Origin of the sequence: Haliscomenobacter sp., assembly GCF_040403615.1 — a bacterium.
GTDB lineage: Bacteria > Bacteroidota > Bacteroidia > Chitinophagales > Saprospiraceae > Haliscomenobacter.
On the sequence record NZ_JBBAKG010000175.1, the window covers coordinates 1 to 8515 of the forward strand.

Here is an 8515-nt window from a genome sequence, read left to right on the forward strand (position 1 = left end):
GTTTACTCATCTAATCCTTTGGCAAAATGAAACACTTATTTTTTTATCGCCCTTAGAAGTTTGGACAATAAACACCACGGCGTTCCATGCCACAAATTTTATAAATCAAACTGAATTCAAATGAACCCTGTGAATTGGAAGCAGGCTTCAATTGAGAAACGTTGATGTCGTAGCTAAAACCAAGGCTAAGATCGTTGAAATCAAAGCGTGTTGAAGCAATTATGGCATCGGTTAGGTAGCCATTTTCAAGTTTGTTGGCCACGCGTCCCCACAAACCCAACTGAAACGCCTGGTAATTGTCTTTGGATTGATCCAACATAAAACGCAAGCTGGTTCCAGCATTGATCTGAAAAGATGGTCCCTGGCGCATCACGATGAAACCAGGCAGGATGCCCATTTTGCCGCTTGATGTAGGAAATTCGCCCCCACCATGGATGGTAAAACGGCTGAAGATCAAATCTTCTGTTTCGGTGTCAAACGATTGATTGGCGCGGTTGAGGTGGTGAAATGCCCCGCCGATGTACAAGTTCTTGTTGCCATTGCGGTGAAAATAAAGTAACCCTGCTGCCATATCGGCAAACAGGAAGTTGTCCCGGTTGAATTTGTCTTCCTGAGAAGGAAGAGTAGGATCAAAACCGCCTTCACCATTGTGTTGAGTTCCCCAACGCAGATTCAGGAAGTCGATGCTTCGTTGAGCCAAACCGCCTTCAGCACCCACCACCAGGTAACTGGCTTTTTTGCGACCACCACTGATTTGCTTGGAGTAAGAACCTGAAAGTTTCCCGGTCAGGGTTGCAAAATTGCCTTCTCCAGCCCGGTCGCCCCAGAAAGTACCGCCGACACCAAAATAATCGTAACGGCCAACGGGAATGCGCTGGTCGTAAGATACCGAATAAGTCCGGAAAGAGTTGGTGCGCAACACACTGGCCCACTGATTGCGGTAGTTGGTTGCGATTCGCACGTTACAGTTCATCACCCCCGTCATCGCCGGGTTAAGGTTGAGAGGAGACATGTAGAACTGTGAAAAGTGGATGTCTTGCCCCTGCAAAGTGGTAGCCCCCCAAATCAGCAGGCAAAGCGCAAGTATTGATTTCAAGTTTTTCATATAGATAGCGAGGGTTAATAATCGGTTTTGAGTGAAAAACAAATATGAATTTTCTGAAATTGTGCTGCAAGTATACGCAACTCTCCCAATAAATGTAATGCCCAAAGCTCTGAAAAATTCAAGTTATGTCAAAGTTTAACATAACTTGTTTTTTTTCAACTTCCTTTTTTACAGCAGTAAGATAATGGTTTTCGTTGTGTTCCACAAATGCACTAGCAAAACGTTGGAATAAATAGTTGTATTGTTTATGGTTTGACCTCGCCAGCCAAATCAATCATGGTTACAATTTCTTCGATCAGCGTTTCGGTGCCATTGAATCCAACGCTCATGAATTTGATGCGTCCATCCTTTCCCACGATGAATTTGGTTGGGATCCCTTCCACTTTGTAGTTTCCAACCACATTATCGTCGTTGTCCATCAACACGGTGAAATTGTATTTGTTTTTTTCAATGAAATCTGCGGCGTTTTTTTCTTTCTCGTCGCCTTTTTCCCAGGTGTCGATAAAAAGGAACACCACATCCTTGCGATTTTTAACTGCTTCCAGGGCGGTTTGCATCCCAGGAAAAGAGGCTTTACAAGGACCACACCAGGTTGCCCAGAAATCGAGTACGACCACTTTGCCTTTCAAACTGCTCAACGCGACTTCTTCTCCATTGAGGTTGCGGAGTTTAAAATCTGGCGCTTCCCGATCGATCATTTTTTTGCGCAGCTCTTCTTTCTGGTGCGCTTTGGCATCCATTTCCAGGTTGTCCAGGTAGCGTTGTGCGGCTACTTCCGGGCTATTGTTGGCCTGGAACAAACGCAAAAATTGTTTTTTCATGGATTCTGAAGCGGTTCCTTTGGCAATCAGTTTTTCCAACATCGCTTCTGCTTCAAGTCCACCTTTGGCTTTTTCAAGGTAAATGCAATACCGCTCATTGGTTTCAGGATCGTTGAATTCCTGCGTTTCATTGAACAGTGCCTGATAGGCCAGGGCATCTGCATATTTGCCAGTGCGGTAAAGGCAAACTGCATACGTGTCAGAAAACATGCCGAGGTATCCGTTCATGTTTTCTTTCATCTGTTTCAAGCTCTGGCCAAAAGGAAGCTCGGCTTTGTTATTCGAGGCTTGTAAAGATTTGACCAAATCAATCGATTGTTTGGAATACTTGGCAGCCAGTGCGGCTTCAGCGGAACCTACTTCCTTGACGATGCCCTCGCCACAGAGTTGCCAGGCAGCACTGTTGAGCAAATTTGCTTTTCTGGTCTTGTCAGTCAGCAGGTTGACATATTTTTCAAAGTTGGGCCAATCTTTTTTCACCAAAAAACCACTTGCTAAATTGGAAGTGACAAAGAGGAGCGATTGCTTCTCTTCGCTCGTAACCAGCGGTAAAGATTTGATGGATTCGTATTGGGCAGCCTTTTTATTTGGGTCGCTCTCCATACTTATTGCTTCCAGTTTTTCGCTTCTGATCAGCAGTCCTTTGGGGTATTTTTTCTTGATTTTCTCGGCCAACACTTCCACTACAGTCTTGTCATCCAAAGTTTTAAAAAGCTTATAGGCCGTAAAAAGTTCTTGTTCATTTGACTTGGAGCTATTGGCAAGTGTTTCCGCCATTTTTCTTACTTCTGATTTCAGGGCCTCGTCCTTGTTGCGTTTGGCTTCCACTGCACAAAAGGCAAGCAAGAGGGGGTCTTTTCGCGAGGAGGGATTGGCAGCAAACTCCTCTCTTACCAGGACTATTGCTGCTGCTGGATTTCGGTCAACTTTAGCCAAAAAAGAATAGCCGTTTCCCAGCACCAAGCCTTGGTTCCCTTTTACACCGGGCAACTGGTTTTTTCGATCAGCCTGATACAATGGGAAGCCGTAGCCTTGTCCCTTGTTGTTCTCTTTTTCACCGTCTACTTCATTGGCAAAAGCAATGTAAAAGAGATTGACGTTGGAGGGGATAGTCATTTTCGCTTTGAACAATCCATTCTCCAAGGTAAAATTTACATCGTCAACCTGCACACGATCGGCAGTTTGGTTGCTGTTCAAAAAAAGTACGGTAGCTTTTAGTTCTTTTTCGTTGGCAAGTATGGTTTGGTTCTGATCGTAGGCAAGCGTAACGGTTTCGCCAGGAAGTGGTTTTTCGGGGGTACATCGTAGTGGTTGGGCTTGTAACCCCATAGTAGCCAAGGCTACCGCGCAGGACAGGATAACTGATTTCATGTTTGGAAAATAGGTTAAGTAAATGAATACTTGAATTGTCATTTAGATGTAAAAATATAAAGTTTTGGGTTTAAACCTAGAAAACTTCTTTTGCGTGTACATTCTAAGACAGGATGGCGAAATATTTATTTCAACAATACAGCATTCAATGCTTTATGAAGTATCTTGCTTCTTATTGTTTGTTTCACAACAAAAAACAAAATGAACGCCACTACTCAAGTCATAATTACATCGATTTTATTCTGTTTATCCATTCAGTTTTGTTTTGGGCAAGGTTTATGCAAAGGCTCCTTGGGTAGCAACATTTTCAATCGGGGAGATTTTGGAAAAGGCTCCGCGAATACCCTGGCCGTTGACCCTGGCATTGCACCGGGTTATCGGTACAGTGCTTTTCCCCCTCCACCAGATGGATTGTACGTGATCACCAAAAACACCACTCCCTGGGGTTCGTTCGCCAACGATGCTTGGGTAAAAACCAAAGACCGCAGCAACGATCCTGAGGGATATTTTATGGTAGTCAATGCCAGCTTCCAGCCTGGTTTGTTTTACCAGGATACGGTTGCCGTTTGTGGCAACACGACCTATCAATTTTCGGCAGATATCATCAACCTGATGCTTCCCAACTTCCCTGTTCCTTCCATCAAACCCAATTTGTCTTTTTTGGTAAATGGTACCGATGTATACACCAGTGGAGACGTACCTCAGGATGGGTTATGGCATACCTATGGGTTTTCGTTTACTACTCCAGCGAATGCTACGAGCATCGTACTTTCCTTGCGCAACAACGCACCTGGCGGACAGGGAAACGATCTGGGTTTGGACAATATTTCGTTTTTCCCTTGTGGTCCAAACATCAGAATGCCCGACACCAGCTTTATTTGCGTCAAAGATTTGTTCAAATTAACTCCGGCAATTGAAATCAACGACCCCAATTCGTTGGCCTATCAATGGCAAAAGAGTGACGACAAAGGTTTGACCTGGACTTCAATTGCGGGAGCGAATGCGATCAGTCTGAATATTGTAAGACCTCAGCCGGGCCAAAATTTTCGCCTGGCGGCAGCAGCAAGTGCCACTCAACTGAACAACCCCTCCTGCAACTATTTTTCTTATTCTACGGTATTGGAGCAAAAAAAGGCACCGCGCCCAACCGAAGTCTTCATTTGTCCAGGTGGAAGCATTAGTTTGCAAGGCAAGGTATACCGAGACTCGGGGCTGTACGACATTGTTTTCAAAACGCCAAAAGGATGCGACAGCATCATCACCCACCACATTATTATTGAAGATTTGAGCAAATTCCGAATCAAGGGCGACAGCATCATTTGCCCTGAAAACTTTTCCATTTTAGATGCTGGAAATTTTGCACAGTACAAATGGTCTACTGGCGCAACCACGGCCACCATCAGCATTGAATTGCCGGGCACTTTTGGCGTTTCGGTCACCTCCATTCACGGCTGCCCGGCCAATCACAGCATGGTCATTAAAGCACGGGAATTGCAAGGTACGATGACGGGAATGGATCCCAACTGTACCCGTAGCAAGGACGGAACGATCACAATTACCAATGTTAGCGGGGTCAATCGACCATTGGTTTATACCCTCAATGGCAAGGATTTCCAAGCAGCCAACAAATTTACCGGCCTTGCAGCAGGTACTTATCAAGCCACGGTGCAAGCCAGTCCTGCCTGTAAGCTTAGCAGACCGGTGACACTTAAAGATCCTGAGCAGTTTAAATTGGCGGCCCTGGACAGTTTTACCATCCGACAATTTGATAGTTTGCAACTCATGCCCCGTGCCAATCAAGCCATAGGTGCTTATCGATGGTCGCCTCCAGCAGGCTTGAGTTGCAGCGATTGTCCACAACCCTTTGCACAACCTTTGCGCAAAGGAAGTTATCAATTGGTAGCCAACAGCACCAAAGGCTGCGTAGATTCTACAAAAGTCTTTTTTGAAGTCATTCCCCGGCACAACACTTTTGCGCCCAATGCCTTTTCGCCCAATGACGATGGTGAAAACGATTATTTTACCCTGTTTTGTGATCGGGGCATTGCGCAAATTGCCCAATTTAGCGTTTTTGATCGTTGGGGGACGGAGCTTTTCAGTGTACAAAATGCCCTGCCGAATAGTGTGGAATCCCGCTGGAACGGAACTTTTAGGGGGCGGCAACTGCAGGAGGGTCTCTTCGTTTGGCGCGCAAATGTTGAATTTGTGGATGGAGAAAAAGCCAGTCGCAGTGGTGAAGTGTTGCTTTTGCGGTAAATGAGTAGAACTTCTTTGGTTTTTCAGGTCTATTGCTTTATTTTTGAAGAAATTATGTATAAGCAAGATGAATAAGGATTTGGACACTGGCAATAAGGAAATATTGAGTGGGCAAACTGCACATTTGCGTATGGAAGCCCAGCTTAAAGAGAAAGATCAATTGCTAGCCCAATTGACCCTGCACAATGCTGAGCTCCAATCCAAATTGAATGCGCTTGATTCGCTCAAAAGCGACTTGCACTATGTCCAAGAGATTGTCAATAATGTTCAGGATATTGTTTTTATTTCCGACTATCAGGGCATCTTCCGCTTCATCAATCCGGCTGCAGAAATACTATTGGGTTTCCCTTTGAGCAAAATGCTTGGGAAGCATTTTACCAGTTTGATACGCGAAGACTATGCTGAAACCATCCGCAATACTTACCGGGATCAGATTCGGGAGCGCGTAAGCACGAGTTACATCGAGTTTCCCGTCAAAAATGCTTTTCAACTTGACATGTGGTTGGGACAAAGGGTAAGTTTTATCTATCAGGACGATAAGTTGTACGAAGCCCATTCTATATCCCGCGATGTCAGTGAACAAGTGCATGCTCGTAAGGAGCTCAGTACCACCTATTCTCGTTTAAAAGGTTTGGTTGAAAACCTCCATGCTGGCGTATTGGTGGAAGATGAGAACCGTAAAATTGTTTTGGTAAACCAGCAATTTTGTGATTTTTTTTCTATTCCCTTTTCCCCTGATTTGATGATTGGGGCAGATTGTGCACAGGCAGCTGAACAAAGCAAACACCTGTTTCTAGACCCAGAAGCTTTCGTTCAAGGTGTAGATTTGCTTTTGAAAAATCGACAAATTAACCTGGCTGAAGATTTATTCATGACTGATGGGAAAATTTTGGAGCGCCACTATATCCCGGTTTTTCATGAAGCGGAATACCTCGGTCACATGTGGCACTATCGGGATATTACCGTAAAGAGAACAGCTGGAGAGCAGCTCCGAAAAAGTGAGGAAAAATACCGGGGTATCATGGAGAACATGGAACTCGGTCTTTTAGAGGTCAGTTCTGATGCCAAAATAGTCAGGGCTTATCCGCGGTTTTGTGAAATGGTAGGCTATTCAGAAGAAGAAATCATTGGTAAAGATCCTAAAAAACTGTTTTCTCCACCTGGATTCATGGAGAAAGCCCGTCAAGAAGAAGACCGATTCATCAAAGGCAAATCGGTAATCTGGGAAGCACCTTTGTTAAAAAAGAACGGCACCATTGTGTGGACGCTCATCAACAATACTCCGATTTACAATGACTTAGGCAATTTAGTAGGTACATTGGGTATTCACTTGGACATAACTGAGCAAAAACTTCTGCAAGCTGATCTCGAACGTGCACGGCAGGAAGCAGAACAGGCACGGGACGCCGAAAAAGCTTTTTTGGCCAACATGAGCCACGAAATCCGCAACCCCATCAATTCTATCGTTGGGATGACCAACCTACTTTACGATACCCATCTCAGCAAAGAGCAGCTGGAGTACGTCAATACGCTAAAATATTCCTCTGAATTGCTCCATTCCTTGGTCAGTGATGTACTGGATATTTCAAAAATCGAACAAGGAAAGATGGATCCTCAGCTTGAGGATTTTGAGTTTGTGGAAATGATGCGCGCGCTGTGCAGAACTTTTGAATTCCGCCTTGCAAAACGAGATGTTAAACTCATTTACGAAATAGCCCCAAACATTCCATCTCGCTTGCGCAGCGACCCTACCTTCATTCATCAAATATTCCTGAATCTACTCAGCAATGCTTTCAAGTTTACAGAACAGGGACAGATTCACTTTTCTATCGTTTCAAAACTTGAAAATGGAAAAAATTGGCTAAAATTCACCCTACAAGATTCTGGAATGGGCATCGAAGCGGATCGATTGCCGTTTATTTTTGAACGCTTCAACCAGGCAGGAAAGGCCAATAAGGCCCATCAGGATGGCACGGGGTTGGGATTGCCCATTACGAAACAATTGGTAGAACTCCTTGGGGGAACCATTCTGGTGACGAGTCAACCAACTGCAGGAACTACTTTTGAGGTCTTGTTGCCTTATGAATTGGCGAAAGAACAAGAACTGGTTTCTAAAGTTTCAAACCAACCCCAAGTCAGTACAAATGCGGAGCAACTGAAGGTTTTAATCGTTGAAGACAACCCCATGAATCGCCGCTATTTGGAAAATCTCTTACTCAAATGGGGATTGAGCTACACTTCCGCAGAAGATGGGCAGATCGCACTCAATATTTTGGAAAACAAGCGTTTTGATTTGATCTTGATGGACATTCGCATGCCCAATCTGGATGGCTACGAGACAACTTTGCGCTTGCGCAATGCCGCCCATAATCCCAATAAGAATGTGCCAATCATCGCCTTGACTGCTTCTGCTCTTTTGGATGAAAAAGAAAAGGCCTTGCACGCGGGAATGAATCACCATTTGTCAAAACCGTTTACGCCAGAACAACTTCAAGTTGCATTCCAGAATTTTTTCCCGCAATTCACCAATTATCAAGCTCCCTCCTCGGCAGCGCCCTCCCTTAATCGCAATGAACTGGTTGAATTGTATGAAAACGACACCAGCTACATGCGCGAAATTTTCCAGATTTTTGTTCAAACAACCCCAGTTGAACTGGCTCAAATGCGTGAATTACTGGAGAAAGAACAATGGAAAGATTTTGCAGCAAAAGCCCATAAGATCAAGCCTTCCTTCCAAATGGTTGGTTTGGGGTATTTAGGGGCGCGGGCAGAATTGCTCCAACGCGCCAAAGCTGATTTTAATCCAGTTGATTTGGTGCGTGATTTTGCGATTTTTGAAGAAGCGGCCTACTTAGGAATAAAACTGGTTGAATCTGAAATCCTTACAATGAGCTAAATAGTCAAAAACCAATAAGCTGGGTCAAAAGTTATAGCATTCGACCCGGCTTTTTAGTTGTATTTA

Annotated in this window: 4 protein-coding genes; 2 read left to right on the top strand and 2 right to left on the bottom strand. The window is 44.5% G+C overall.

All coding sequences use genetic code 11. From position 1 onward, the window contains the following. Nucleotides 1–52 precede the first annotated feature (52 nt). Both ABW391_RS27815 and ABW391_RS27820 read right to left on the bottom strand, forming a co-directional pair. Nucleotides 53–1105 carry a PorP/SprF family type IX secretion system membrane protein gene (locus ABW391_RS27815; RefSeq protein WP_353485176.1) on the bottom strand — a complete coding sequence of 351 codons (1053 nt, stop codon included), beginning with the start codon at nt 1103–1105 and terminating at the stop codon, nt 53–55. A 245-nt stretch (nt 1106–1350) separates the two neighbouring features. After that, a complete protein-coding gene (locus ABW391_RS27820; protein WP_353485177.1) occupies nt 1351–3297 on the bottom strand; it encodes a TlpA family protein disulfide reductase in 1947 nt (648 codons plus the stop codon). 201 nt (nt 3298–3498) lie between these two features. Here ABW391_RS27820 and ABW391_RS27825 point away from each other — a divergent pair, with 201 nt between their 5' ends. Beyond that, entirely contained in the window at nt 3499–5553 is a 2055-nt protein-coding gene (locus ABW391_RS27825) for a T9SS type B sorting domain-containing protein (protein WP_353485178.1), read from the top strand. Nucleotides 5554–5620: 67 nt separating this feature from the next. Next, nucleotides 5621–8449 carry a PAS domain S-box protein gene (locus ABW391_RS27830; protein WP_353485179.1) on the top strand — a complete coding sequence of 943 codons (2829 nt, stop codon included), beginning with the start codon at nt 5621–5623 and terminating at the stop codon, nt 8447–8449. Nucleotides 8450–8515: the final 66 nt, after the last annotated feature.

Bases quoted from the DNA above. Each gene is read 5' to 3' on its own strand.
- ABW391_RS27830 (WP_353485179.1), top strand. From the start codon at position 5,621: ATGAATAAGGATTTGGACACTGGCAATAAGGAAATATTGAGTGGGCAA.
- ABW391_RS27820 (WP_353485177.1), bottom strand. From the start codon at position 3,297: ATGAAATCAGTTATCCTGTCCTGCGCGGTAGCCTTGGCTACTATGGGG.
- ABW391_RS27825 (WP_353485178.1), top strand. From the start codon at position 3,499: ATGAACGCCACTACTCAAGTCATAATTACATCGATTTTATTCTGTTTA.
- ABW391_RS27815 (WP_353485176.1), bottom strand. From the start codon at position 1,105: ATGAAAAACTTGAAATCAATACTTGCGCTTTGCCTGCTGATTTGGGGG.